The organism is Azospirillum sp. TSO22-1 (genome assembly GCF_003116015.1).
Taxonomy (GTDB): Bacteria; Pseudomonadota; Alphaproteobacteria; order Azospirillales; family Azospirillaceae; genus Azospirillum.
On the sequence record NZ_LGQZ01000010.1, the window covers coordinates 13,963 to 37,327 of the forward strand.

Here is a 23,365-nt window from a genome sequence, read left to right on the forward strand (position 1 = left end):
GACGCTGTGGCTCGATCACCCCAGTTCGAAGGTCGTGATGCCGAACACCCGGCCGTCCGCCACCGGGCGCACCGGCGCGGTGTACATGCGCGCCGTCTCGAACACGGGCGCCAGGGCGCGCGACCGCGCGAGATCCACCGCCGCCGCGTTCGGCTCCGGCACGTCGAGGAAGACCGGACCGCCGCCGGCCGCCGCGGTCAGCGCGTCGAACAGCGTCTCGGCCGCCGGGCGGTCGTCGGCGAACAGCGGGCCGATCTTGTGGCCTTCGCGGCAGGGGCGGGCGACGCCGTAGCCGGCCAGCCGGCCGCCGCGCAGCAGGGCCAGCGCGTGGTGCCCCGGCGCGGTGGTCCAGGCGCGCAGGAACGCCGGCCGCTCCGCCGGGAAGCATCGGGAATCGTAGGCGGCGAGGTCGGCGAAGGGCACCTCCGCCACCGGCACCACCGCCGGGTCATGCCGTCCCGGCGCCACCGTGCCGCCGTAGCGGATGTTGCGGTGCGCCAGGACGAAGCCGGACTTGCGGTAGTTGTCCTGCTGCGCCACCACGCCGTCGAGCCCGACCGGCCGCGCGCCGGCGTGCGCCAGCCCTGCACGCCACGTCGCCATGCCCCAGCCGCGCCCGCGCCGGTCCGGCCGTACGATGTAGAGGCCGAGGAAGGCGAGGGCGTCGCCGTAGTTCACCACCGACACGGCGGAGACCGGCGCGCCGTCCTCAATGCCGACGAAGAAACCCGCCGGGTCCTGGGTGCGGAAGCACGCGGCGTCGCCGGTGCCGGGGTTCCAGCCCTCGGCGGCGGCCCAATCCACGATCAGCGCCACCTCGTCGGCCGTCGCCACCCGCACCGCCCGGTCCCCGCCCGCCATGCCGTCCTCCCTCCGGATGTCTGCCATACCAGGATATCTTACGTTAACCGGGGCGTGCTAGGCTGCGCCGGTCAGCCTTCCTGGAGCCGCATGTCCGCAGCCCCGCCCTTCGACGACCTGATCCTCGCGGTGGCGCGCCATCGCGACCGGGCGGCGTTCGACGCGCTGTACCGGCACTTCGCGCCGAAGATCGAGGCGTACGTGCTGAGGCTCGGCTCCGACCGCTCGGTGGCGGAGGAACTGGTGCAGGATGTCATGCTGACGCTGTGGCTGCGTGCCGAGACGTTCGACCCGGTGCAGGCCTCGGCGGCAACCTGGGTGTTCACCATCGTGCGCAACCGGCGCATCGACCGCATCCGCCGCGAGGCGCGCCCGGCGCCCGACCCGCACGACCCGGCCATGGCCACCCTGCCGCCGCCCTCGCCGGAGGAGGAGGCGCAGGTCGCCCTGGATGGACGTTTCGTGCGTGACGCAATGAAAAAGCTGTCGCCCGAACAAACCGAAGCGCTCCGGTTGTCGTATTATGAGGACAAATCGCACAGCGAGATTGCCGAGGAGAGGCGGATCCCGCTTGGCACGGTAAAAACCCGCCTGCGCGCGGCGCTCGCGCAACTCCGGCGGTCGGTGAAGGAGACGGCGTGAGCATGGGTCTGCCCGGCCACCATCCGCAGGACGATCTCCTGTTCGGCTACGCCGGTGGCGGGCTGCGGGAGGCGAGGTCCCTGCTGGTCGCCACGCACCTCGCCTATTGCCCGTCCTGCCGGGAGCGCGTCGCCGCGTTCGAGGCGCAGTGCGGCGCCTGGTTCGACGAGACTCCCTCCGTGTCCGCCGATGGCCACCTGGATGCCATCCTGGAGCGCCTGCACGGCCGGCTCGGCGCCGAGCCCCGGGCGTCCGTCCCGCCGCCGCGTCCGCGGCCGGCCACCGCCGAGGCGGTGCCGGAGCCGCTGCGCTCCTGGCTCGACGGCCCGGTGCGGGACCGCGTCTGGACCGCCATGGTGCCGGGCGTCTGGGTGTCGTCCTGGAGCCGGGGCACCGGCGGCAGCCTGGCCCGCCTGCTGCGCATGGCGCCGGGCGTGACGGTGCCGGCGCACCGGCACGAAGCGGCCGAGATGCTGCTGGTCCTGGAGGGTGCCTTCCGCGACGAGTACGGCCGGTTCCGCCTCGGCGACCTTATCCAGTACGAGCCCGGCTCCGACCACCACGCCACCGGGGACGAGGCGGGAGAGTGCATCTGCCTGCTCCTGGTGGAGGGAGAGGTCGTCTTTCTGGATGAACCGGGGCCGACGGCGTAGGCCGTCTTGAGCGGCGCGCGGCCGGGCCCACCTGTTGGGGGACCACTCGACCTAGGGAGGCCCCATGCGCACCGCCGTGCTGGCCGCCCTCGCCGCGACCCTGATGGGCTGCGCCGGGGCCGGCGCCACCGAACGGACCATCCGCACCGAGAAGGCGACGCTGCGCGTCACCACCGTCGCCGGTGGGCTGGAGCATCCCTGGGGCATGGCCTTCCTGCCCGGCGGCGGCATGCTGGTGACCGAGCGGCCGGGCCGGCTGCGGCTGGTCTCCGCGGCCGGCGCGGTGTCGGAACCGGTCGCCGGCGTGCCCAGGGTGGACGCGCGGGGGCAGGGCGGGCTGCTCGACGTCGCGCTCGATCCCGATTTCGGCCGCAACCGGTTGGTCTATCTGAGCTTTTCCGAGCCGGGGGAGGGCGGCAACTCCACCGCGGTGGCGCGCGGCGCGCTCAACGAGGACGGGCGGTCGCTGCGCGACGTCCGGGTGATCTTCTCGCAGAAGCCCAAGGTGCAGAGCCGGTTGCATTTCGGCTCGCGGCTGGTCTTCGACCGCGCCGGCAACCTCTTCGTGACGCTGGGCGAGCGCTCCGAGCCGCAGTTCCGCACCCGCGCCCAGGACCTGGATTCGCACTTCGGCAAGGTGGTGCGCATCCGCCCCGACGGCTCGGTGCCCAAGGACAACCCGTTCGTCGGCAAGGCCGGCGCGCTGCCGGAGATCTGGTCCTACGGCCACCGCAACATGCAGGGGGCGGCGCTGAACCCGGCGACCGGCGCCCTGTGGACCAGCGAGCACGGCCCGCGCGGCGGCGACGAGATCAACGTGCCGCAGCCAGGGAGGAACTACGGCTGGCCGGTGGTGAGCTACGGCGTCAACTACGACGGCACGCCGGTCGGCACCGGGCAGCAGAAGGCCCCGGGGATGGAGGACCCGATTTATCAGTGGACGCCGGTGATCGCCGCGTCGGGCATGGCGTTCTACACCGCCGACGCGGTGCCCGGCTGGAAGGGCAGCCTGTTCAACGGCGGGCTGGTGTGCCGCTGCGTGGTGCGGCTGGAGTTGGACGGCACGCGCGTGACGCACGAGGAGCGGCTGTTCGGCGAACTGGGCCAACGCATCCGCGACGTGCGGCAGGGACCGGACGGCGCGCTCTACCTGCTGACCGACGAGGACCGCGGGGAGCTGCTGAGGGTGGCGCCGGCGGGGCGGGGCTAGCGCCGCCGCGGCTTGATGACCGGCTCGCCTTCCTCGCCGGGATCCTTGTCCAGGTCGAGCATGCCGCGCAACTGCGCCAGCGTCTCCTCCAGCGACTTCTCCTGCGCCGTCTTCACCGGCGGCGGAGGCGGTTCCTCCGCCGGTTCGTCCTCGACGGCGGCGGCGCGGGCGCGCGGCTTCTTCTTCGGCTCCGGTTCCGGCTCCTCGGCGGCCTTCTCGACCAGCGCGCGCAACGCCGCGAGGCTTTCGTCGAGCGAGCCGTGCTCCGGCGGCGGGCGGCGGTAGGCAGCGAGGTCCAGAGGCTCCTCGTCCTCCGGCTCGTCCTCCTCCGGTTCCTCGTCCAGTTCGTCCGCCGGTTCCGGCGCGGCGCGGGCGTCGGGGTCGCGGATGGCGAAGGACAGGATCTCCTCGTCCGGGATGTCGTCGAGGTCTTCTGGCGGTTCCTCGTCTTCCGGCGGTTCCTCCAGCGCGTCGAGCGCCTCGTCCAGCGCTTCCGCCGTCTCGTCGTACAGCGGGTGCTCGCCCGCGAACTCGTCCGCCGCCTCCTCGTCCTGGGCGTCAGCTTCCGAGGTGAGGGCGCGCAGCGCGGCCAGCGTCTCGTCGAAGGGCGAATCGGCCGGAGCCGGGGGCGGTGGGGGAGGCGGCTCCTCTTCCTCCTCGTCCTTCCCGTCGTCGTCCGCGCGCGCGGCCACCAGCTTGGCGAACAGCTCGTCGAACTCGTCGGTTTCCGGTTCCTCGTGCGTCTCGACGATGGAGGGCGCCTGGGGAGGGGGCGGCGCCTCGTCCTCCTCGGGCTCCTCGACCATGGTGTCGAGCAGGTCGTCGCCCATCAGGTCTTGGACGTCGTCCTTGGGTTCTGAAGGCCTGGGGGCCGGGTCCCCGGGCTCCGGCTGGCCGCGCACCGAATCCAGCAGCCCCTGCAGCGCGCCCAGCGCGCCGCCGAAATCCTCCGGCGTCGCCGGGGCGGCGGAGAAGGCGGCCGACGCGTTCGGTGCCGGGCCGCTCTCGACGTCCTTGGAGTTGCAGCGCGAACAGCGGTAGTGCGGGGCGATCGACAGCACCGGGTAGTTGGGGCCGAACCGCCGCTCCAGATCCGGGCGCGCGAGCACCCCTTCGTGCCCGCAGCCGCGGCAGCGCATCTGGATGTCGACCTGGATGTCGCGTAGGAACAGCATGCGTGACATCGGGGCAGTATACGCACGTGCGCCGGCTTGCCCAGCCGAAACGGCCCGGGCGGAAAAGCGCAGGGCTCTGATTTGCCGCTGAAACGCGCGAAAAGGCGTGCTATAAGCGCTCGCGGCGGCCCCGTAGCTCATCCGGATAGAGCGACGGTTTCCTAAACCGTAGGCAGCTGGTTCGAGTCCAGCCGGGGTCACCACCCTTTCCCGTCCATCGGCCCGTTCGGGCACATCCGGAATCGCGTCGCGGCGTACGCCACCCACGCCGTTGCCCGCGGCGCCGGTCCGCGTACGCTTCACACCGTTGCCACGCGTACGAAGGGGGTGGGGATGACGCCGAGCGAACGGGCCCGACGACTGCGCCAGGCGCTGCAGGGCAGCTTCCGCATCGACCTGTTCTCGGTGGTCGCCGAGCGCACCTTCGAGCGCCTGATCGCCGAAGCGATCCAGGCCGCCGAGCACGATGCCGTCGCGGCGCTCCGCCGGCCTATTTCTCCTTCCGGGGTGGCTGGCCGACCGGATGCCCGGCCTCCTTCCATCCCTTGAAGCCGCCGCCCAGGTGGCAGATCGGCGCCAGTCCCATGGCGCGCAGCGTGTCGGTGGCCAGCGCCGAGCGCCAGCCGCTGGCGCAGTAGAAGACGAAGCGCTTGCCCGACGCGAACACCGGCTTGTGGTATGGGCTCTCCGGATCGACCCAGAACTCCAGCATGCCGCGCGGCGCGTGCAGCGCGCCTGGGACCATGCCGTCGCGCTCCAGTTCGCGCGGGTCGCGGATGTCGACGAAGACCACGTCGGGATCTTTGGACTCGAACCAGACGCGCGCCTGTTCCGCCGTCACCGTCTCGATGCGGGCGTTCGCCTCGGCCAGCAGATCCTTGTAGCCCTTCGTCAACGCCATGGGGGACTCCTCCGGTGGCTTCCTGATTGCCGTTCCCGTCCTTGTAACAGGGCCGGCCACCCCCTTCGATAACAAGAATTTGCCACAATTGCGCGCCGCGTCATGCCAACGCGCCTTGGACAGCCGGGGAAGCGCCGACCATTCTGGCGCCACGCCGCATCGTCCACCGGACCTGGTTAGGGGGCCATGATCCTGCGCACGCTGCTTCTCGCCGACGACGAGTCCGCCCTCGGCCGCACGCTGTGCGACGCGTTGCGCTCCTGGCGCATCGTCGTCACCATCGACCGCGCCAGCGCGGTGGTGGCTGTCAAGGCGCACCGGCCGACGGTCGCCCTGGTGCCGCTCGGCCCGGGCGGCGAGGGGACGGCGACGCTCGGCGCCATCCTGGCGGAGGCGCCGGCCTGCAAGGTGGTCATGCTCGACGGCGGAAGCGACCGCACGGCGGCGGCGCGCGCGGTGGCGCTGGGCGCCCATGACGTGGTGCCGCGGGCCGCCGAGCCCGCTGAACTCGCCGTGGTGATCGAGCGCGCCCATCACCGCAACGCGCTGGAGCAGGAGGGGCGCCGGCTGGCCGGCGACGCGCCGCCGACGCTGCGCGCCGTGCGCGACGCGGCCGAGCGCCGGGCGGTGCTCGACGCGCTGGCGCGGGTGGACGGCAACCTGTCGGCGGCGGCGCGCCTGCTCGAGGTCAGCCGGCCGACGCTCTACAACCTGCTGCGTCAGCACGGGATCCGCACGGCCTGACCGGGCATCGCCGCACTGTTTCGTATGCCCAATTGTTGCGCACGTGACAAGCGCCGGTTCCCCCTCTAAAACGGGAACGGGACCGTCCCCACATATGCGGCGTCCCGCGCTCCGCGGGCCCAACGACGAACGAGCCATGACCCACGACTCCCGTTCCCGACGCACCCGTGCCTTCGCCGCCATCGTGGTGGCGCTGGCCGTCGCCCTGTCGGCCAGCGGCGCCGACGCCCGTGCCGGCAGCTCCAGCTCCAGCGGCAGCCGGGGCTCGCGCACCTACTCCGCGCCTCCGGCCACCAGCACCGCGCCGAGCACCGCCGCCCCCATGGAGCGCTCGATGGCGCAGCCGACCGCGCCGCGCCCCTCGGCCCCGACGGGTGCACCGGCCCCGGCGCCGTCGCGCGGCTGGTTCGGCGGCGGCGGCTTCATGTCCGGCCTGATGGGCGGCCTGATCGGCGCCGGCATCGGCAGCCTGCTGTTCGGCGGCGGCTTCTTCAGCGGCCTGGGCAGCTTCGCCGGCATCCTCGGCTTCATCCTGCAGGTCGTCCTGGTCGTCGTCCTGGTCCGGCTGGCGATCCGCTTCTTCCGCAACCGCAGCGCCGGGCCGTCGCCGGCCTACGCCTCGGCGGCGGCCGAGCCGTTGCGCCGCGAGGGCAACCCGATGGGCGGCGGCCCGTTGGGCGGTGCTCCGCTTGGCGGTGGCGGCCTCGGCGGTGGTAGCGCGCGTCCGCGTGACGAGGTCGGCATCGGCCCGCAGGACTACCAGGAGTTCGAGCGCCTGCTGGTCTCCATCCAGACAGCCTATGCGGCCGAGGACCTCGCCGCGCTGCGCGGTATGGCGACGCCGGAGATGCTCTCGTACTTCTCCGAGGATCTCGCCGCCAACGCCAGCCGCGGCACGGCGAACCGCACCTCCGACGTCCGCCTGCTGCAGGGCGACCTGTCCGAGGCGTGGCGCGAGGGGAACACCGAGTACGCCACGGTCGCCATGCGCTTCTCGCTGATCGACGTGACGGTGGACCGCGCCACCGGCCGTGTCGTCGAGGGCGACCCCAGCCGCCCGACCGAGGCGGCCGAGCTGTGGACCTTCGTCCGCAGCCAGGGCGGCCGCTGGATCCTCTCGGCGATCCAGCAGACCCGCTGAGGGGTGATCCGATAAGGGAAAGGGGCGCCCGGGCGGCGCCCCTTTCTTTTTGCTCCTACGCCCTTTTCGCCTTCGCCAGGAAACGGTCCACGTCCGTCCGCAGCTGCTCCGCCTGCTGCGACAGCACGGAGGCGGCGGAGAACACCTGGCCCGCCGTCTCGCCGGCCTCGCCGGCCGCCTGGCGGACGCTGGCGATGCGGGCGGAGACCTCCTCGGTGCCCTGCGCCGCCTGCTGGACGTTGCGGGCGATCTCGTGCGAGGCCGCCGCCTGCTCCTCCACCGCCGAGGCGATGGTGCCGGCGATGCCGCTCATCTCCAGGATGGCGCCGCCGATCTCGGCGATGGCGGTCACCGCCTCCTGGGTGGCGTGCTGGATCGCCTCGATCTGCTCGCCGATGGAGGTGGTCGCGTGTGCGGTCTGGCTGGCCAACGCCTTCACCTCGCCGGCCACCACGGCGAAGCCCTTGCCCGCCTCGCCGGCCCGCGCCGCCTCGATGGTGGCGTTCAGCGCCAGCAGATTGGTCTGGTGCGCGATGTCGTTGATCAGCCGCACCACGTCGCCGACCTTCTGCGCCGCGTCGGTCAGGCCGCGCACGGTGACGTTGGCGCGCTCGGCGCGCTCGACGCCGGTGCGGGCGATGGTCGAGGTCAGGGTGATCTGGCGGCTGATCTCGCCGATCGAGCAGGACAGCTCCTCCGTCGCGGTCGCCACCGTCTGCACGTTGGCCGAGGCCTGCTCGCCCGCCGCGGCGACGGTGACCGCCTGCTCGCTGGTCTGGCTAGCGGTGCGCGACATGGTCTCGGCGCTGCAGCGCATGTCGCCGGCGGCGCTCGACACGCCGGTGACGATGCCGCCGATGCTGCGCTCGAACTCGCTGGTGTAGGCGGCGAACTCCTCGACTCGTGCCTCCATGCGCTCGGTCGCCTCGTTCAGCGTGCGCGCGGCGGTGCGGAAACTGCCGGGCAGCCCCTGCAGCAGCACCTTGCGGAAGTACTTGCCCTCGGCGACGTAGCGGGCCGAACCGCTGGCCTCGCGCACGAAGGCGTCGGTGATGTCCAGCAGGTTGTTGACGCTGCGCTGCAGGCGGCCGATGTCGCCGGGCTCGGGTGCCGTGAGAATGCGCACCTCCAGGTCGCCGGCCGCCACCGCCTCGCACACCGCCGCCGCGCGGCCGAGGGCGCGCGCCGTCCGCACCAGCTCGACCGCCGCCGCGGCGATCAGCGCCAGCATGACCAGATGTCCGGCCATCCCGGCGTTCAGCAGCCATGGCAGTGCCATGTCGGCCAGCACCGCCGCGGCGGCGAGCGCGGTCAACAGCAGGGCTTTAGAGAGCGAAGACAAATTCGTCATAGTCGACTCCCTTGCTGCGCAGGATGGACATCAGGCGGTCGGTGGAACGCTGCATGCCCTCGGTGGGGCTGGCAGCGGCGCGCTCCTCGTCCAGCAGCGTGCGGTAGAGCGTGCGGGCCGCCTCGACCTGGGGCGCCGCCGGTTTGCGGCGCATGGAGTGGTAGCCGACGATCCGGCCTCTGGCATCGGCGCTCGGCGTGACGTGCGCGAACACCCAGTAGTGATCGCCGTTGCTCGCCAGATTGAGCACGTAGGCGAACATCTCCTTACCGCCAGTCAACCTTTCCCACAAAAGCTTGAAGATGCAGCGTGGCATGTCCGGGTGCCGGATCAGGTTGTGCGGTTTGCCGAGCGCCTCGTCTATGTGAAGATGCGAGACACGAAGAAATATTTCATTGGCGTAGGTGATCAACCCCTTGGTATCTGTCTTTGTTACGATTATTTCATTTTCGGAGAATGGGCTCTCGTGGCCGGTCGGTTGGGTCTTTGGTCTGGCCATCGTCCGGCTCATTATCTGTGTTGTTCACATCAACAACGATAATGGCACAATTTAGATGGGTCCATTGAGCGTATGGCCGATCCGTCCGGGTTGTGCTCTGTACGTCCGCCTATGCTTAGGGGGCTATGCGCAATTACGAGCTGTGCAAGGCACGGTGAGTGCGTCGTTGAAACACGCGCTGAACCGATTACCCGCCGACGCGGGACGCTCTGGCATTTTTCTTGGACACTAGTATACTAGTGTGTGTGCCCGTCGCGGGCGTCCGCAGGGGCACTTCAAACCACAACACGGAGGAAGACATGCCCAGAACCGATCTGATTCCCGCCCGCCGGCGATTTCTCGCCTCGGCCGCCATCGCCATCGCGCTCGCGGTGCCGGCGGTCGTCACCCCGCTGGCCGGTGCCACCGCGCAGGACAGGCAGGGCGATGTGACCAAAGCGGTGGAGGCGCTGCGCGTGGCGATGCTCGCCGGCGACGGTCCGGCGCTGAAGGCGCTGACGATGGAGCCGCTGACCTACGGACACTCCAACGGCCGACTCGAGGACAAAGCCGCCTTTGTCGCCAGCCTGGAAGGAAAGAACGCGTTCAAGACGCTGGACCTGTCCGACCACGCGATCCAGGTGGTCGGCGACACGGCGATCGCCCGGCACACCTTCGACGCGGTGAACAACCTGCCGGATGGCAAGACCAGCACCGCCCACATCAAGGTGCTGCAGGTGTGGAAGAAGGACGGCGGCGCCTGGAAGCTGCTGGCGCGCCAGTCGGCTCCGCTGCCCACCTGAGCGCGGTTGCCGGTCGAGTGTTCATGGTCCGGGGGAGGCGTTGGAGCGGGTGAAGGGAATCGAACCCTCGTCGTAAGCTTGGGAAGCTTCTGCTCTACCATTGAGCTACACCCGCGCCGCCCCCCGTTTATAGGGAACCCCGCCGCCGGTTTCAACAGCCGGTTTCAGGCGGGCGCGTGAACCGGCAGGGCGTGCCACAGGCCGCCCGCCGGCAGCGCCTTAGGAGGGACGGGGACCATCGGGGCCGCCGCCTCCCCGCCGCCGATCCCGCCGTCGCCGTTCCAGCGCCCGACCATGCCGGACACGCCGTCCAGCGCGCCGGGCACCAGCTCCAGCCCGAGGAACCGGTTCAGGTCCACCGGGCCGGGGAACTGCAGGGCCTGCGTCAGGTCCCGCGTGAAGCCGAAGCGCTGGTAGTACGGCGCGTCACCGACCAGCAGCACCGTCCGGTGCCCGGCCGCCGCGGCCTTGTTCAGGGTCATCCGGATCAGCCGGCTGCCCAGGCCGCTGCCCTGCAGCGCCGGGTCCACCGCGATGGGGCCGAGCAGCAGCGCCGGCACCTTGCCCTCGCCGATGCTCACCGGCCAGTAGCGGATGGTGCCCTTCAGCACCTCGTTGCCCAGGTCGTCGTGGCCCAGCGCCACCAGGCACAGCTCAGGGATCGGCGCCACGCCGTCGCGCAGCCGGTAGGCGGTCTTCGACAGCCGGTCGGGACCGAAGGCGGTGTCGAGCAGCGACTCGATCGCGGCGGTGTGCCGCGGCAGTTCAGGGGTGATGATCATCGGCTGGAGTCTCCCGGCGGGAAGATGGGGAAGGTGCGGGTCGCGCCTTCGCCGGGAGGGAGGACCGGATCAGTTCCGGCAAAGCCCCTCGGCTTCCGCACGCGACCCAAGGACGACCGCACCCGCGATGCGCGGGGTGCTGATCCGTCGTCGGAGTCGTAGGGCGTACGGACGCCGCATGGCGCGAACTCTTCGGCCGTTGCAGAAGGATCCGCATATAACATCGGGCCAGGGACGGTGCAAGAGACTGGGACAGGGGGTACGCAAATGGTCTCCGGTGTGTCCCCGCTGCATCGGCCCGCACAGCGCCGGCGCGGACGGCGCCTCCCCTGGACACCACGGCAAACGCACACCTATTCTATGGCTAAGGATGCCGCCGTCGGCGCGGCGGGAGGTCAGGATGTACAGCAAGACGACGCGCTCCATCCGCATCACGGTCAACCCCATGTATCTCGAGGACCAGTCGGCCCCGACGGAGAACCACTTCGTCTGGGCCTACCACGTCCGCATCGAGAACGAGGGCAGCGAGACGGTGCAACTGCGCACCCGCTACTGGCGGATCACCGACAGCTTCGGCCGCGTGCAGGAGGTGCGCGGCCCCGGCGTGGTCGGCGAGCAGCCGGTGCTCGAGCCCGGCGAGGCGTTCGAGTACACCAGCGGCACGCCGCTGGCCGCCCCCTCCGGCATCATGGTCGGCAGCTACCAGATGGAGACCGGGCGCGGCGAGACCTTCGACGTCGCCATCCCCGCCTTCTCGCTCGACAGCCCGCACCAGCCGCGGCAGCTGAACTGATCCGCGCCGCGCACGGGTTGACTCTGCGCGCGCAAGGGTTACCTCCGCACGGGTGGCGGTGATCCGGCCGGGCAGGGCCCGCGTATCATGGCCACGCCCGCGCCAGAGAGAAGGACCGTCACCGTGACCGTTTCCCCGAAGACCCCCGAGGCCGACAACGTGCTGCGTGGCCCCGGCCATCCCCGTGCCGTCCGGCCCGAGGTGGCGCGCCCGACCCGCGCCGAAGCCGAGGAGGCGGTCCGCACGCTGATCCGCTGGGCCGGCGACGATCCGGCGCGCGAGGGGTTGCTTGGCACCCCCGACCGCGTCGTGCGCTCGTACGAGGAGTTCTTCGCCGGCTACGGCATCGACCCGGTCGAGATCCTGCAGCGCACCTTTGAAGAGATCGACGGCTACGACGAGATGGTCGTGCTGCGCGACATCCGCGTCGAATCCTACTGCGAGCACCACATGGTGCCGATCATCGGCAAGGCGCACGTCGCCTACCTGCCGCGCCGCCGCGTGGTCGGCATCTCCAAGCTGGCCCGCCTCGTCGAGGCCTACGCCAAGCGCCTGCAGATCCAGGAGAAGATGACCGCGCAGATCGCCAACACCATCGACGAGGTGCTGCAGCCCGAGGGGGTTGCCGTGGTGGTCGAGGCGGCGCACCAGTGCATGACCACGCGCGGCGTGCACAAGACCGGCGTCACCATGGTGACCAGCCGCATGCTCGGCGCCTTCCGCACCGACCCGTCGACCCGGCGCGAGTTCCTGTCGATGATCGGCAACCCGACCAGCCGGGCGATGGACTGATCCTTACGCGCCCAGCCACTCCCTGACCGTGCGGCGCTGCGCGCGGGCCACCGGCACGGTCAGCCCGCCGCGCAGGGTCAGCGTCAGGCCGGTGCCGCTGCGCGCCGCGCGCTCCACCGCGGTGCGCGCCACCCACCAGGAGCGGTGCACCCGCAACCCGTCCAGTGGCGCCAGTTCGGCCACCGCGTCGCGCATGCGCATCAGCAGGAGGTCGCTGCCGGCCGGGGTGTGGACGCGCAGATAATGGTCCTCGGTCTCCACCGCCAGCAGCTCGCGGCCGAGGTGCGGCGGGATGCGCGCCAGGAAGGGGCTGTCGGAGGGCGGCGTCGTGCCTTCCGGCGATTCGGGGGCCGGTGACGGCGCCGGCTCGCCGCGGCCCCGGCCGAAGACCAGCGCCGCCGGCACCGAGATCGCCACCGACAGCAGGGCCACGTAGCCGAAGAAGACCAGCGGCGACGGCATGACCCGCTCGAACGGGCCGAGCGCCTGCGCCGCGCGGTAGCTGACCAGCGAGCCCGGCACCGCGCCGGCCACGCCGGCGAGCGCCGCCAGCACCGGCGCGGGCCACGCCGCGGTCGCCGGGATGCGGCACAGCGCTTCGCCCAGCAGCACGACCAGCAGCCAGTTCCCCGCCACCAGCACCGTCCACAGCGGCACGCGGACGTATGCCGGCACGTGCTCGAACGACCCGAACGGGCCGAGCACGCCCAGCACCACGCCGAGCAGCACGGCGACCACAGCCTGCCGCCGGAGGGAAATGAGGAATGACCGTTCGCGCATCGTGAACGGCATTCTATGGACCGTTCGCGAAAAGGGAAGACGCCTCCCGAACCCGCGGTGGCGCTGCGGCGTCCTGTCCGTCAGCGTTCGGCCGCGATCCGAATCGACCGAGGAGTCCCCATGCTGCGCCCTGCCATCGTGAGTCTCGTCCTGCTGTTCACCATGCCCGCGACGGCGCTCGACCTGACAGTGGTCGTCGAGGGCGTCGATCCGGCCAAGGGGCCGCTGATGCTGGGCCTGTTCGACCGCGCCGATCTCTTCGACCGCGCCCCCGCCACCCAGAACCAAGCCACGGTCGGCCTGCGCGTCGAGCCCGGCGGCAGCCGCGTGTCGGTGGCGTTGACCGGCCTGCCGCCCGGCCGCTACGCCGCCGCGGTGTTCCAGGACAGCGACCGTAACGGCACGCTGGACGTCAACCTGCTGGGCATCCCGACCGAGCCCTACGGCTTTTCCGCGAAGGTCGGCCTCGGCCGGCCGTCCTTCGACGCCGCGTCGGCGGAGTCGGCGGCCGGCACGCTGCGCGTCCGCATCGGGGAGTGATGACCATGGACGACCGTTACGACGCGCTGGTGATCGGCTCCGGCATCGGCGGGCTGGCGGCGGCGGCGCTGCTGGCGCGCATCCGCGGCTGGCGGGTCTGCGTGCTGGAGCGGCACAGCACCGCCGGCGGCTTCACACACACCTTCCGCCGCCCCGGCGGCTGGGAGTGGGACGTCGGCGTGCACTACGTCGGCGAGATGGCCGAGGGCACGATGCCGCGCCGCCTGATGGACGCCGTCACCGGCGGCGCCGTGGCCTGGGAGCGCCTGCCCGAACTGTTCGACCGCGCCCGCTACCCCGGCCTGGAGTTCGCCTTCGGCGGCGACGAGGAGCGGCAGAAGGCCAGCCTCAAGGCGCTGTTCCCGGCGGAGAGCGCCGGCATCGACGCGTGGCACGGCGACCTGCGGCGCGGCGCGCGCTCCCTGGTGGCCGCGCTGATGGTGCCGGACTTGCCCGCCCCGGTCCGCTGGGCGCTGCGCAAGGCTGGTCTGCTGCCCGATTGGTCCGGTATCGAAACGACCGAGGAGCGGCTGGCGCGCCGCATCGGTGACCCGCGGCTGCGGGGGCTGCTGGCGTCGATGTGGGGCGACTACGGCGTGCCGCCGGGGCGGAGCGCCTTCCCGTTGCACGCGCTGATCGCCCGCCACTACGCGCACGGCGCCTGGTTTCCGCGTGGCGGCGGGGCGGTGTTGGCGCGCGGCGCCGAAGCGGTGATCGCCGAGGCCGGCGGCTGCATCCTGCGCCGCCACGCGGTGACGCGGATTCTTGTGGAAAATGGCCGCGCCGCGGGGGTGGAGGTGGCGACTCGCGCCGCCGGGCAGGACCGCACGCTGGTGCTGCGCGCGCCCGTGGTGATCTCCGACGCCGGGGCGCCCGCCACCTTCGGCCGATTGCTGCCGCCGGAACTGGGCGCCGAGGCGGCGCGGCGGCTGGAGCCGTTCCGCGCGCCGTGCAGTGTGGTGTCGCTCTACCTCGGCCTGACCGACAGCCCGGCGGGCGTCGGGCTGGGCGCCGAGAACCACTGGCTGTTCGACGGCTTCGACCACGACGCGGCGCTGACCGGTGCGGAGTGGGGCGAGACGGTGCGGCCGGCCGGCGCCTTCGTCTCGGTGCCCTCGCTGCGCGCCGGCGACGGCCGGCCGCACACCGCAGAGATCATCGCCGTCGTCCCCGCCGACGCCTTCGCCGCGTGGCGCGACCGGCCGTGGAAGGAGCGCGGCGCCGACTACGACGCGCTGAAGGAGCGCATCGCCGACGCCCTGCTGGCCCTGGTGGAGCGGCACCACCCCGGCTTCTCGGCCCTGGTCGCGTACCGCGAGGTCTCCACCCCGCTGTCGGTCGAGCATTTCACCGGCCACGCGGGCGGCGCCGTCTACGGCTTGGCCGGAACGGCGGAGCGCTACCGGACGCTTGGTCTGCTGGGGGCGCGGACGGCGGTGCCGGGGCTGCTGCTGACCGGGGCCGACGCCTACCTGCCCGGCGTGGTCGGCGCGGCGTTCGGCGGAGCCGCGGCGGCGGGCGCCGCGCTGGGGCGCTTCGGGGTGTTCACGGTGATGCGCTGGCTGCGCGCGGCCGAGGTCACGGCGGTCCCACCGGTATCGCAGACGCCATCGGCAGTGACGCCGTTTCCCAAGACGTCGGGCGGAGGGTGAGTGCGAACCCGTGCCGGTCCACAAAACCTCAAAAAAATTATGGATATGTGATTGCAAATAATTCTCATTCTCATTATGGTGGGTGGTGCAGCGAGACACCGGTCCGGTTCCGGGCCGATCGACCGACATCATCCGTCAAATGAGAGCCGCATCATGAACGTCACGATCATTTATGGTTCCGACGGTGGCGCGACCAAGGCCGTCGCATCGCGAATCGCCAAGAAGATCCAGGCGCGGACCGTCAACGTCGCCGCGGCGAAGGCCGCGGACTTCGAGGATTGCGATCTGCTGATCCTCGGCGCCCCCACTTACGGCGCCGGCGACCTGCAGTCGGACTGGGAAGCGAATTTGGACACCCTGAAGGCCGCCAACCTGAACGGTAAGAAGGTGGCGCTGTTCGGCACCGGCGATCAGGTGACCTACGCCGAATCCTTCGTCGATGCCATGGGCACCCTGTACGATCAGGTGGTGGCGCAGGGCGGCATCGTGGTCGGCTTCACCGACACCGACGGGTACGAGCACTCCGCCTCGACCGCCGAGCGTGACGGCCGGTTCGTCGGCCTCGCGCTCGACCAGGACAACCAGTCCTCCCAATCCGACAAGCGGATCACGGCATGGATCAGCCACCTGATGTGACCTCGCCGGCCATGCACGTCCTGGGGCACCACCTGTACGAATACGACAAGGGGGTGCGCCAAATGGTCCTGATGACGACGAGCGCCCGCGATGTCGATCTGGTGACCCGCCGGCTGACGGAGAGGTGCGTCGATTATTACGTCCAGGCGGTGAGCGCCTCGAAGTTCAACGTGTTCTTCGGGCGCCCCGCCTGGATCGAGACGGTCCGCAACGTCGTGCGCAAGCCGCTGAACCAGCTGTCGGCCGAGGAGGACTTCATGCTGGGAATCCTGCTGGGCTACGACAAGGAGAAGCAGTGCCTGCGCTTCCTCTCCATGACGAAAGCCGGCCGCCGGGCCGGCGCGGCGGCGGAACCGGTCTCCTGAACGAGCCGCGGCTCCTCAGCCCAGCGCCTTCAGCGCCGCCTCCACATCGGCGTGCATGGCGAACAGGCCGGTGAAGCCGCTGGTGTCGAACTCGCGGCGCACGGCGGGCGACAGGCCGGCCAGCACGATGCGGCTGCCGCCGGCGTGCGCCCGCTTCGACGACATCAGCAGCGAGCGCAGCCCGGCCGAGCCGACGCCGCTCACCCCGCCCATGTCGATGACGACGCGCACCTTGCCGGCGGCCACCGTCTGCGCGACGCGCTTTTCGAAGGCCGCGGCGGTGCCGCTGTCGATGCGCCCGGCGGGGCGCAGCACGACGACGCCGTTCCGGGTCTCTTCCTGGATGTCCATGTGACGATGATAGCACACGGCGCGCACCCCGCGTGACCCGAAGGGGGTAGGCTGCTATACCCTTACGCGGAAACGTGAAGAGGTTGGCCCGGTGCCGGACGATACGGCAAGCAAGACGGTGCTTCGCGGCGCGGCCGCCGCCGCGTCCGCGCGCCTGGAGCCCGCCCCCGCCCCCGTGCTGGCGGAATTGAGCGCCGGAGCGTTCCTGCGCGCCTCGTGGAACCCGCTGCTGGCGGCGTCGGCGCCCTTGCTCGACCTTGGTGGGCGGCTGCGCGACCTGCCCAGCCACCCCGACCCCAACGGCCTGCGCGAACGCCTGGTCGCCGAGATCCGCCGGTTCGAGCAGGCGGCCTCCGTCGCCGGCATCGCCCAGGAGGAGATCCGCGTCGGCCGCTTCGCGCTGTGCGCCACGCTGGACGACGTGGTGCTGGCCACGCCCTGGGGGCCGCGCTCGTCCTGGTCGCGCGACGGGCTGGTGGCGACCATCGAGCGCACCAACGGCGCCGCCGACCGCTTCTTCGACTTCCTGGAAGTCATGCTCACCCACCCGCACCTGCACCGGCGTGAGCTGGAGCTGTTCTACGCCTGCCTGTCGCTGGGCTTCGAGGGCAAGTTCCGCGACCGCCCGCGCGGCAGCCACGACCTCAACCACCTGCGCGACAACCTCTACCGCCTGCTGCGGCGCGAGCGCGTGCACGCCGACCGCACGCTCTCCCCGGCGTGGAAGGGCGTGGCGGAGCGGTTCCGGCCGCTGGGCGCCGTCGTCCCGCCCTGGGTGCTGGCCGCGCTGGTCGCCGCGGCGCTGACCGGGCTGTTCCTGGCCCTCGCCGGGCTGGTGACCGAGCGGGCGGACCCGGTGGTCGGCCGCCTCGCCGTGCTGCTGCCCGAGCGGCCCATCGAGATCACCCGCCTCGCCCCGCCGCCGCCGCCCGACGTCGGGCCGGCGCTGGTGACGCGCATCCGCCAGGCGCTGGCGCCGGAGATCGCCACCAACGACATTGAGGTGCTGCCCGCCGAGGACGGCGCGCTGATCGTGCGGGTGCGCGGCGGCAACCTGTTCCCGGCCGGCAGCGATACGCTGCGCGCCCGCTACCGCGCAGTGGTGGAGCGCATCGGCCAGACGCTCGGCCCCATCAACGGCCACCTCGTGGTGGTCGGCCACACCGACGACCTGCACGTGCGCAGCGTCCGCTTCGCCACCCCGCAGGCGCTCACCGAGGCGCAGGCGGAGGCCGTCCGCACCATCCTCGAACGCCATTTCGGTTCCGGCCGCCTGACGTCGGAAGGCCACGGCGGCTCCGAGCCGCTGGTGCCCAACACGTCCGCCACCAGCCGCGCCGCCAACCGGCGCGTCGACCTGCACTTCTACCCGAACTAGGCCCGCATGCCCGCCGCCCCCCAGCCGCATAAGCCAAAGCCGCAGAAGCCCCGCCGCACCGCCACCGCCCGCAGCCGCTGGCTGGTGACGTTGGCCGGTGCCGTGGCGGTGGCCGGCGTGGCGTGGGTGCTGGCGCCGCTGCTGGTGCTGGCCGGTCATCGGCCGCTGGAGGACGCTCTGCCGCGCCTGCTGCTGGGCGTGGTGGTGCTGGCGGCGTGGGCGCTGGCCAACCTGCGCATCGACCGGCGCGAGCGCGCCGCCAACGAGCGTCTCGTCGCCGCCCTGTCGGCCAGTGCCGACGATCCCGACGCGCAGGCCTCGGTCGAGGAGTTGGGCATCCTCCAGGACCGCGCGAAGGAGGCGCTGGAGCGGCTGCGCACCCTGCGCTTCGGCGCGCGCTGGGGCGGGCGCTACGTCTATCAGCTGCCGTGGTACCTGGTGATTGGCGCACCGGGGTCGGGCAAGACGACGGCGCTGTCCTCGGCCGGGCTGGGTTTCCCGGTGGACGGGCAGGCGCACGGCCTGCCGCTGACCGGCGTCGGCGGCACCCGGCACGGCGACTGGTGGTTCACCGAGCGCGCGGTGCTGATCGACACCGCCGGGCGCTACACCACGCAGGACAGCCGGCACGCCGTGGACTCCCGCGTCTGGACCGGCCTGCTGGACATCCTCAAGGAGCATCGGCCGCGCCAGCCGATCAACGGCGTCCTGATCACCGTCAGCCTCGCCGACCTCGCGTCGTGGAGCGACGCCGACCGCCGCGCCCACGCCCAGACCATCCACCGCCGCCTGACCGAGCTGCGCCGCCAGCTGGGCGTGCGCTTCCCGGTCTACGTGCTGTGCACCAAGGCGGACCTCGTCACCGGTTTCAACGGCTTCTTCGACACGCTGACGCCGGAGGAGCGCGCGCAGGTCTGGGGCATGACCTTCCCGGTCGGCGACGGCCCCAACGGCCTCGGCCCCGCCGGCTGGTTCCGCGACAGCTTCCTCGCTCTGCTGCGCCGCCTGGACGAGCGCCTGCTGGAGCGCCTGCACCAGGAGCCGGACGTCGAGCGGCGCAGCCTGAACTTCACCTTCCCCCTGCAGGTCGCCTCGCTGGAGGCACCGCTGGCCGACCTGCTGGAGACCGTCTTCACGCCTCACGACGGCGAGCCGCTGCTGCTGCTGCGCGGCGTCTATCTCAGCTCGGCCACTCAAGGCGGCGTGGCGGTGGACCGGCTGGCGGCGCCCTTCGCCGGCTTCGGCACCGGCCACCCGGGCGGCGCCGACGAGCACGCCGTCAAGCAGAGCTTCTTCCTGGAGCGCCTGTTCCGCGAGCTGATCTTCGCCGAGGCCAATCTGGCCGGCGTTGACGAGGTGCTGGAGCGCCGCCGCCGCCTGCGCGGCCTGGCGCTGGCCGGTGGCACGCTGGCGGCCGGGCTGGCGGTGGCGCTGTTCTGGGCGCGCAGCACCGCCGGCAACCTCGACCTGATCGCCCGCGTCGATGCCGCCGCGGTGAAGGCGGCGCAGGCGCTGGCGGTGCTGGACACGCCGCCGCGCTCGCTGGGCCGGGTGGATGACACCGACTTCGCGGCGATCCTGCCGGCGCTGGACGCGCTGCGCGCCATTCCCACCGGCTACGCCGACGCCCGTCCATGGCCGCCCGTGGAGTTGGCCGGCGGGCTGTACCAGGGCGACCGTCTCGGTCGCCTCGCCGATGGCGCCTACCGCCGGGCGCTGCGCAGCGTCTTCCTGTCGCGCATCGTGCTGCGATTGGAGGAGCAGCTGCGCACCAACTGGGCGCGCCCCGACCAGCTGCGCCTGTCCCTGCGTGCCTACCTGATGCTGGCGGGGCGCGAGCCGCTGGACCTCGCCTTCTTCAACGAGTGGATGGCGGCCGACTGGCAGCGCACGCTGCAAGGCCCGCCCAACGAGGCGCGCCGCCGCGCGCTGGGCGAGCATCTGGCCGCCTTGTTCGTCGTCGGCTTCGCCCCGGTGCCCGCCGACGACGCGCTGCTGGAGCGCGTGCAGGAGGTGCTCCGCCAAGCCCCCCGCCCGCAGGCGCCGGCATGACCTCCTTCGGCCCCGGCTTCCACGGCAAGGTCCCGGCCCGTGGCGACTTCGTGGGATCCGGCCTGCCGCGGTCGTTCGTCGAGCCGTTCGATTCCTGGCTGCAAACCGCGCTGGCGGCCAGCCGCGGCCGCATCGGGGCGGCGTGGGAGCGGCTGTTCGCCGCCAGCCCGGTGTGGCGCTTCGCGCTGGCGACCGGGGTGTGCGGCGAGGCGGCTGTTGCCGGCGTTCTGGTGCCGAGCTGCGACCGGGTGGGCCGGCTCTACCCCTTCGTGATCGCCGCGGCGCTGCCCGCCGACCTCGACCTCGCCAGCGTCCCCTACGCGCTCGCCCCCTGGTTCGCCCAGGCCGAGGAGCTGGCGCTGGAGGCCTGCCGCAGCGACGGCACCGACCCCGACCTGCTGCCCGGCGAGCTGACCTTCCTCGGCCGCCCGCCTGCGCTGTTCGCCGGGGTGAACCCGGTGCACCGCGCCCAGCTCGAGGCGATGGTGGGCGACCTCCCCGAGCGTCCCAGCCTGTGGTGGACGCGCGGGGCGCATTGGGTGATGCCCTCCATGGTCGCCTGCGAGGGCCTGCCGGAGGGCGACCGCTTCACCGCGTTCCTCGACAATGGCTGGGAGCAGTGGGGGTGGAGCGACCGGGATGAGGCGGAGGTGGGGTAGGGAGGCGATGCCGCGTGCCTAGAACCGCGGCAGCCCCGGTGCGTGATTCGTCGACACGGCCACGCCCTCGACCTCGATCAGCCATTCCGGCCGGCAGACGGCGCCGCGGACGATGAGGGTGGGCACCAGCGGCAGGCGCTCGGCGAGATAGGCCTCGACGCGCGGATGGTCGGCGGTGTCGCGCACATAGACGAGCAGATGAGTCATGTCGGCCAAGGCCGCAGCGCCCGGCTTGAGGATCGCTTCGACGTTTTCCAGCGCGCGGCCGAGCTGGGCGATGACGTCTCCGGGGTGCACCACCTGGCCGAGCTTGTCGATGCTTGCGGTGCCGGAGATGAAGGAATGCGCCCGGTCGGCGTAGGCGATGCGGGTGCCGCGCTCGAAGGTGACGTTGTAGTCCTTCGTCGGGCACATGTACTCGAAGTCGTTGAGGAACGACATCTGCTCCGGCGCCATGCCGAGCACCGAGTAGGCGTCCATCGACACCACGTCGTACTGGTGCGCGCACGCCCCCTCGATGCCGGTGCTGGCGATGTAGTGGGTATCGGCGGTGAGGCCCTGGCGGTCGAACACCGCGATCCGGCTCTTCACCATGCCGTGGTAGAAGACGTCGACATCCTTGACGTAGATCCAGGTGCGCACGCAGTGATCGCGCAGGGTGCCGCCCTGACCAGACAGCGTGCCCACCAGTTCGTCGAAGATGCCGCGGGTCTGCGCCTCGGCCGACACGGTCGGGTCGGCACTGCCCGCGCACAGGCGCGTGCTCCACAGGTGACCAAGACCATTCTGCTCCACGAGCACATGGTTGCGCGACAGGCGGCGCTTGACGAGCGCCGCACCGTCCACGTGGTAGGCGAGAAGCGCGATCTTGGAGCCCGGGAGCGGCTGCTGCTGCACCAGCGACACCGCGACCGGGCTGCCGGGGACGTCCTGGGTCAGCGGGCTGGCCTGCACCGCGGCGATCTGGTTCAGCACGTCGCTGACGAAGACGCGGCGGAACACCGCGGTCGCCGGGTCGAGGTTGAGCGCGCGCTGCGCCTCGGCGTAGCGGCGTTCAACGGTGCGGAGCTGATCGGCGAAGGACAGCTCGGCCGGCGCCTCGACCGTGATGTAATGCTCGGTCGTACCGGACGCGCCGGGGAAGCTGCGGACGGCGATGCCGGTGGTGGACATGTGCATGGCGGTGTGTTCCTGCTGCGCTCAGCCGATCGAGACCGGCTGCCCGGGGAAGCAGAGCTGGTCCTTGTCGCGCCAGCTCGGGTGCACGTAGTTGATTTCCAGCAGCCGGCGGATGCCGGTGATCCGGCGCTTCTCGAAGCCGTGCCAGGTGTTCTCGCCGGGAATGAAGATCGCCGCCGAATTGAACGCGGCCGAGGAGCGCCCGACCCAGCGCTTCCGCGCATCATAGATGTCGGTGCCCCAGTCGGCGGTGTCCGGCCCGGTGCACAGGTAGATCACCATGGAGCACAGCTTCTCCGGCACGTCGTGGTGCGGCTCCAGCCACGCGCCGTCGATGTCCTGGATGTACTCGATGCGCAAGTGGCTGCCTTCGGCCTGGAAGCCGCAGACGTCGCCGGCCAGCCGGGCGACCTCCGGGCGCTGCAGCGCCTCGGCCAGCCGCGCGGCGACCGGGAAGCGCGCCTGCATGTCCGGCGTGAAGAAGGAGCGCTTGGAGTTGTCGCGGTCGCGCACGCCGCCGCAGTCGTCGATCAGCAGCGGCAGGATCGGCAGGCTGATGATGCCCAGGCACACGCTTTCCGGCAGCACGTCCTGGAGATTCCAGTGCAGGTACGGGTCTTCGTGGCGCTGCGAGTCGAGCAGGGCGCGGCGGAAATGGCGCGCGATCCTCGCGGGCTCGGGATAGACCAGTGGGTCCATGGGTGCGGTCCTGTTGCTTGGGATCGGCCGGGCGGCGGTCACTTGGCGGCGCGCAGCTTGCGCGGCGCCAGCTCGATGATCTTGCGCAGCGGCGGGATCGACTTGGCGAAGGCGCTGACGCTGTGGCGCCAGTATTCCTTCCTCACGTACCACTCCGAATCCACCCAGCAGAGCTGGAGGCTGGCGCGTTGGCCCTTCTGGGGCAGGAAGCCGTGCCAGGAATGGTCGCAGACCCGGAACATCAGCATCTTGCCGAACTCCGGCGCGAACTCGAAGGCGCAGTCCTCGCGGTCGTTGCTGCGCAGCACCCGCAGGCGGCCGCGCTCGTACGGCCACTCGCGGCTGAAGCCGAGCAGCACGGTGACGATCTTGTGCTTGGAGTCCGGGTGCGCATAGCCCTCGTTGTAGTGGCCGGTGGTGGCGCCCATCATGACGATGCAGCGATGCCGGCTGCTGAGGTCCATGTCGAACTTGTTCTCGATCAGCCGCTCGAAGCGTGGGCTGAGGAGATCCTGGATCACCGCTCCGAATTTGGCGCCATAGCGCAGGCTGGGCAGGCCATAGCTGCCGCGGTGGGGAATCTGCGGGGCGTCGGCGAGCACCTCGTCCTTATGGCGAAGGCCGATCGCTTGATCGACGAACGCATAGTCGTAGGGATCGCGGCGCAGCTCCGATGCGGCGATGGCGCTTTCGTCCAGCATGGAGAATGGGAGATCCTTGTCCGGCATGCGATTTCCCCACGAATAAT

Annotated in this window: 27 protein-coding genes and 2 tRNA genes; 17 read left to right on the top strand and 12 right to left on the bottom strand. The window is 71.5% G+C overall.

Annotated features, from left to right (window positions below; all coding sequences use genetic code 11):
• Positions 1-15 precede the first annotated feature (15 nt).
• Positions 16-861: a GNAT family N-acetyltransferase gene (locus TSO221_RS02620; RefSeq protein WP_109116929.1), complete on the bottom strand. Its 846-nt coding sequence runs from the start codon at positions 859-861 to the stop codon at positions 16-18.
• A 90-nt stretch (positions 862-951) separates the two neighbouring features.
• Between TSO221_RS02620 and TSO221_RS02625 the strand changes: the two genes are divergently transcribed.
• The 3 genes from TSO221_RS02625 to TSO221_RS02635 all read left to right on the top strand — a co-directional run bounded on the left by TSO221_RS02625 (position 952) and on the right by TSO221_RS02635 (position 3,366).
• Entirely contained in the window at positions 952-1,503 is a 552-nt protein-coding gene (locus TSO221_RS02625; RefSeq protein ID WP_109116930.1) for a sigma-70 family RNA polymerase sigma factor, read from the top strand.
• A gap of 2 nt (positions 1,504-1,505) precedes the next feature.
• Positions 1,506-2,156, top strand: a complete 651-nt coding sequence (locus TSO221_RS02630; RefSeq protein ID WP_109116931.1) for a ChrR family anti-sigma-E factor — start codon at positions 1,506-1,508, stop codon at positions 2,154-2,156.
• A 64-nt stretch (positions 2,157-2,220) separates the two neighbouring features.
• Complete coding sequence (locus TSO221_RS02635; protein ID WP_109116932.1) at positions 2,221-3,366, top strand: PQQ-dependent sugar dehydrogenase; 1,146 nt, start codon at positions 2,221-2,223, stop codon at positions 3,364-3,366.
• On the opposite strand, the gene TSO221_RS02640 is transcribed toward TSO221_RS02635, so the two are convergent.
• Positions 3,363-4,541, bottom strand: coding sequence for a hypothetical protein (locus TSO221_RS02640; protein ID WP_109116933.1), 1,179 nt, complete (start codon positions 4,539-4,541; stop codon positions 3,363-3,365). The genes TSO221_RS02635 and TSO221_RS02640 overlap by 4 nt on opposite strands.
• Positions 4,542-4,667: 126 nt before the next feature.
• Between TSO221_RS02640 and TSO221_RS02645 the strand changes: the two genes are divergently transcribed.
• Both TSO221_RS02645 and TSO221_RS34810 read left to right on the top strand, forming a co-directional pair.
• Positions 4,668-4,744: transfer RNA gene (locus TSO221_RS02645), tRNA-Arg, on the top strand.
• 130 nt (positions 4,745-4,874) lie between these two features.
• A complete protein-coding gene (locus TSO221_RS34810) occupies positions 4,875-5,090 on the top strand; it encodes a hypothetical protein (RefSeq protein ID WP_146208682.1) in 216 nt (71 codons plus the stop codon).
• Here the strand turns inward: TSO221_RS34810 and TSO221_RS02650 are convergent.
• Complete coding sequence (locus TSO221_RS02650) at positions 5,032-5,442, bottom strand: rhodanese-like domain-containing protein (RefSeq protein WP_199229365.1); 411 nt, start codon at positions 5,440-5,442, stop codon at positions 5,032-5,034. The two genes, TSO221_RS34810 and TSO221_RS02650, sit on opposite strands and share 59 nt — an antisense overlap.
• Positions 5,443-5,628: 186 nt before the next feature.
• Here TSO221_RS02650 and TSO221_RS02655 point away from each other — a divergent pair, with 186 nt between their 5' ends.
• Both TSO221_RS02655 and TSO221_RS02660 read left to right on the top strand, forming a co-directional pair.
• Positions 5,629-6,186, top strand: a complete 558-nt coding sequence (locus TSO221_RS02655) for a helix-turn-helix domain-containing protein (protein WP_109116934.1) — start codon at positions 5,629-5,631, stop codon at positions 6,184-6,186.
• A 136-nt stretch (positions 6,187-6,322) separates the two neighbouring features.
• On the top strand, positions 6,323-7,327 hold the full coding sequence (locus TSO221_RS02660) for a Tim44 domain-containing protein (protein ID WP_109116935.1): 1,005 nt from the start codon (positions 6,323-6,325) through the stop codon (positions 7,325-7,327).
• A gap of 55 nt (positions 7,328-7,382) precedes the next feature.
• Here TSO221_RS02660 and TSO221_RS02665 read toward each other — a convergent pair whose 3' ends face one another.
• Together TSO221_RS02665 and TSO221_RS02670 are read right to left on the bottom strand one after the other, a co-directional pair.
• Positions 7,383-8,678, bottom strand: a complete 1,296-nt coding sequence (locus TSO221_RS02665) for a methyl-accepting chemotaxis protein (protein WP_146208683.1) — start codon at positions 8,676-8,678, stop codon at positions 7,383-7,385.
• Positions 8,653-9,189, bottom strand: coding sequence for a PAS domain-containing protein (locus TSO221_RS02670; protein ID WP_348770248.1), 537 nt, complete (start codon positions 9,187-9,189; stop codon positions 8,653-8,655). The genes TSO221_RS02665 and TSO221_RS02670 overlap by 26 nt, the downstream gene beginning before the upstream one ends.
• A 287-nt stretch (positions 9,190-9,476) precedes the next feature.
• On the opposite strand from TSO221_RS02670, the gene TSO221_RS02675 reads away from it, so the two are divergent.
• A complete protein-coding gene (locus TSO221_RS02675; protein WP_109116937.1) occupies positions 9,477-9,959 on the top strand; it encodes a nuclear transport factor 2 family protein in 483 nt (160 codons plus the stop codon).
• Between the two features lie 41 nt (positions 9,960-10,000).
• Here the strand turns inward: TSO221_RS02675 and TSO221_RS02680 are convergent.
• Together TSO221_RS02680 and TSO221_RS02685 are read right to left on the bottom strand one after the other, a co-directional pair.
• Positions 10,001-10,074, bottom strand: a tRNA-Gly gene (locus tag TSO221_RS02680).
• Positions 10,075-10,123: 49 nt separating this feature from the next.
• Positions 10,124-10,741, bottom strand: coding sequence for an N-acetyltransferase (locus TSO221_RS02685; protein ID WP_109116938.1), 618 nt, complete (start codon positions 10,739-10,741; stop codon positions 10,124-10,126).
• Between the two features lie 400 nt (positions 10,742-11,141).
• Between TSO221_RS02685 and apaG the strand changes: the two genes are divergently transcribed.
• Both apaG and folE read left to right on the top strand, forming a co-directional pair.
• Positions 11,142-11,534: a Co2+/Mg2+ efflux protein ApaG gene (gene apaG / locus TSO221_RS02690; RefSeq protein WP_109116939.1), complete on the top strand. Its 393-nt coding sequence runs from the start codon at positions 11,142-11,144 to the stop codon at positions 11,532-11,534.
• Positions 11,535-11,693: 159 nt separating this feature from the next.
• Positions 11,694-12,326, top strand: a complete 633-nt coding sequence (gene folE, locus TSO221_RS02695; RefSeq protein WP_199229368.1) for a GTP cyclohydrolase I FolE — start codon at positions 11,694-11,696, stop codon at positions 12,324-12,326.
• A 3-nt stretch (positions 12,327-12,329) separates the two neighbouring features.
• Here folE and TSO221_RS02700 read toward each other — a convergent pair whose 3' ends face one another.
• Positions 12,330-13,106 carry a LytTR family DNA-binding domain-containing protein gene (locus TSO221_RS02700; protein WP_146208684.1) on the bottom strand — a complete coding sequence of 259 codons (777 nt, stop codon included), beginning with the start codon at positions 13,104-13,106 and terminating at the stop codon, positions 12,330-12,332.
• Positions 13,107-13,226: 120 nt separating this feature from the next.
• Here TSO221_RS02700 and TSO221_RS02705 point away from each other — a divergent pair, with 120 nt between their 5' ends.
• From TSO221_RS02705 to TSO221_RS02720, 4 genes are all read left to right on the top strand, one after another.
• On the top strand, positions 13,227-13,646 hold the full coding sequence (locus TSO221_RS02705; RefSeq protein ID WP_199229366.1) for a DUF2141 domain-containing protein: 420 nt from the start codon (positions 13,227-13,229) through the stop codon (positions 13,644-13,646).
• Between the two features lie 5 nt (positions 13,647-13,651).
• Positions 13,652-15,298 carry an NAD(P)/FAD-dependent oxidoreductase gene (locus TSO221_RS02710; protein WP_158283974.1) on the top strand — a complete coding sequence of 549 codons (1,647 nt, stop codon included), beginning with the start codon at positions 13,652-13,654 and terminating at the stop codon, positions 15,296-15,298.
• Between the two features lie 153 nt (positions 15,299-15,451).
• Positions 15,452-15,934 carry a flavodoxin FldA gene (gene fldA / locus TSO221_RS02715; RefSeq protein WP_109116942.1) on the top strand — a complete coding sequence of 161 codons (483 nt, stop codon included), beginning with the start codon at positions 15,452-15,454 and terminating at the stop codon, positions 15,932-15,934.
• Complete coding sequence (locus TSO221_RS02720; protein WP_247877891.1) at positions 15,913-16,299, top strand: DUF2023 family protein; 387 nt, start codon at positions 15,913-15,915, stop codon at positions 16,297-16,299. The genes fldA and TSO221_RS02720 overlap by 22 nt, the downstream gene beginning before the upstream one ends.
• A 15-nt stretch (positions 16,300-16,314) precedes the next feature.
• Here the strand turns inward: TSO221_RS02720 and TSO221_RS02725 are convergent, their stop codons facing one another.
• Complete coding sequence (locus TSO221_RS02725; protein ID WP_109116943.1) at positions 16,315-16,650, bottom strand: STAS domain-containing protein; 336 nt, start codon at positions 16,648-16,650, stop codon at positions 16,315-16,317.
• A gap of 91 nt (positions 16,651-16,741) precedes the next feature.
• Here TSO221_RS02725 and icmH point away from each other — a divergent pair, with 91 nt between their 5' ends.
• The 3 genes from icmH to tagF are packed head-to-tail and all read left to right on the top strand — an operon-like array spanning position 16,742 to position 20,739.
• Positions 16,742-18,028, top strand: coding sequence for a type IVB secretion system protein IcmH/DotU (gene icmH / locus TSO221_RS02730; RefSeq protein WP_109116944.1), 1,287 nt, complete (start codon positions 16,742-16,744; stop codon positions 18,026-18,028).
• A 6-nt stretch (positions 18,029-18,034) separates the two neighbouring features.
• Complete coding sequence (gene tssM / locus TSO221_RS02735) at positions 18,035-20,080, top strand: type VI secretion system membrane subunit TssM (protein WP_109116945.1); 2,046 nt, start codon at positions 18,035-18,037, stop codon at positions 20,078-20,080.
• A complete protein-coding gene (gene tagF / locus TSO221_RS02740) occupies positions 20,077-20,739 on the top strand; it encodes a type VI secretion system-associated protein TagF (protein WP_109116946.1) in 663 nt (220 codons plus the stop codon). The genes tssM and tagF overlap by 4 nt, the downstream gene beginning before the upstream one ends.
• Before the next feature lie 18 nt (positions 20,740-20,757).
• Here tagF and TSO221_RS02745 read toward each other — a convergent pair whose 3' ends face one another.
• Genes TSO221_RS02745 through TSO221_RS02755 form a run of 3 tightly spaced genes read right to left on the bottom strand, consistent with a single transcriptional unit; the run spans position 20,758 to position 23,345 of the window.
• Positions 20,758-21,918: a Rid family hydrolase gene (locus TSO221_RS02745; RefSeq protein WP_247877892.1), complete on the bottom strand. Its 1,161-nt coding sequence runs from the start codon at positions 21,916-21,918 to the stop codon at positions 20,758-20,760.
• Between the two features lie 21 nt (positions 21,919-21,939).
• The gene (locus TSO221_RS02750; protein WP_109116947.1) at positions 21,940-22,617 is read right to left on the bottom strand and encodes a hypothetical protein; all 678 of its coding nucleotides are present in this window, start codon (positions 22,615-22,617) and stop codon (positions 21,940-21,942) included.
• A 38-nt stretch (positions 22,618-22,655) separates the two neighbouring features.
• Positions 22,656-23,345, bottom strand: coding sequence for a 2OG-Fe(II) oxygenase (locus tag TSO221_RS02755; RefSeq protein ID WP_109116948.1), 690 nt, complete (start codon positions 23,343-23,345; stop codon positions 22,656-22,658).
• Positions 23,346-23,365 lie beyond the last annotated feature (20 nt).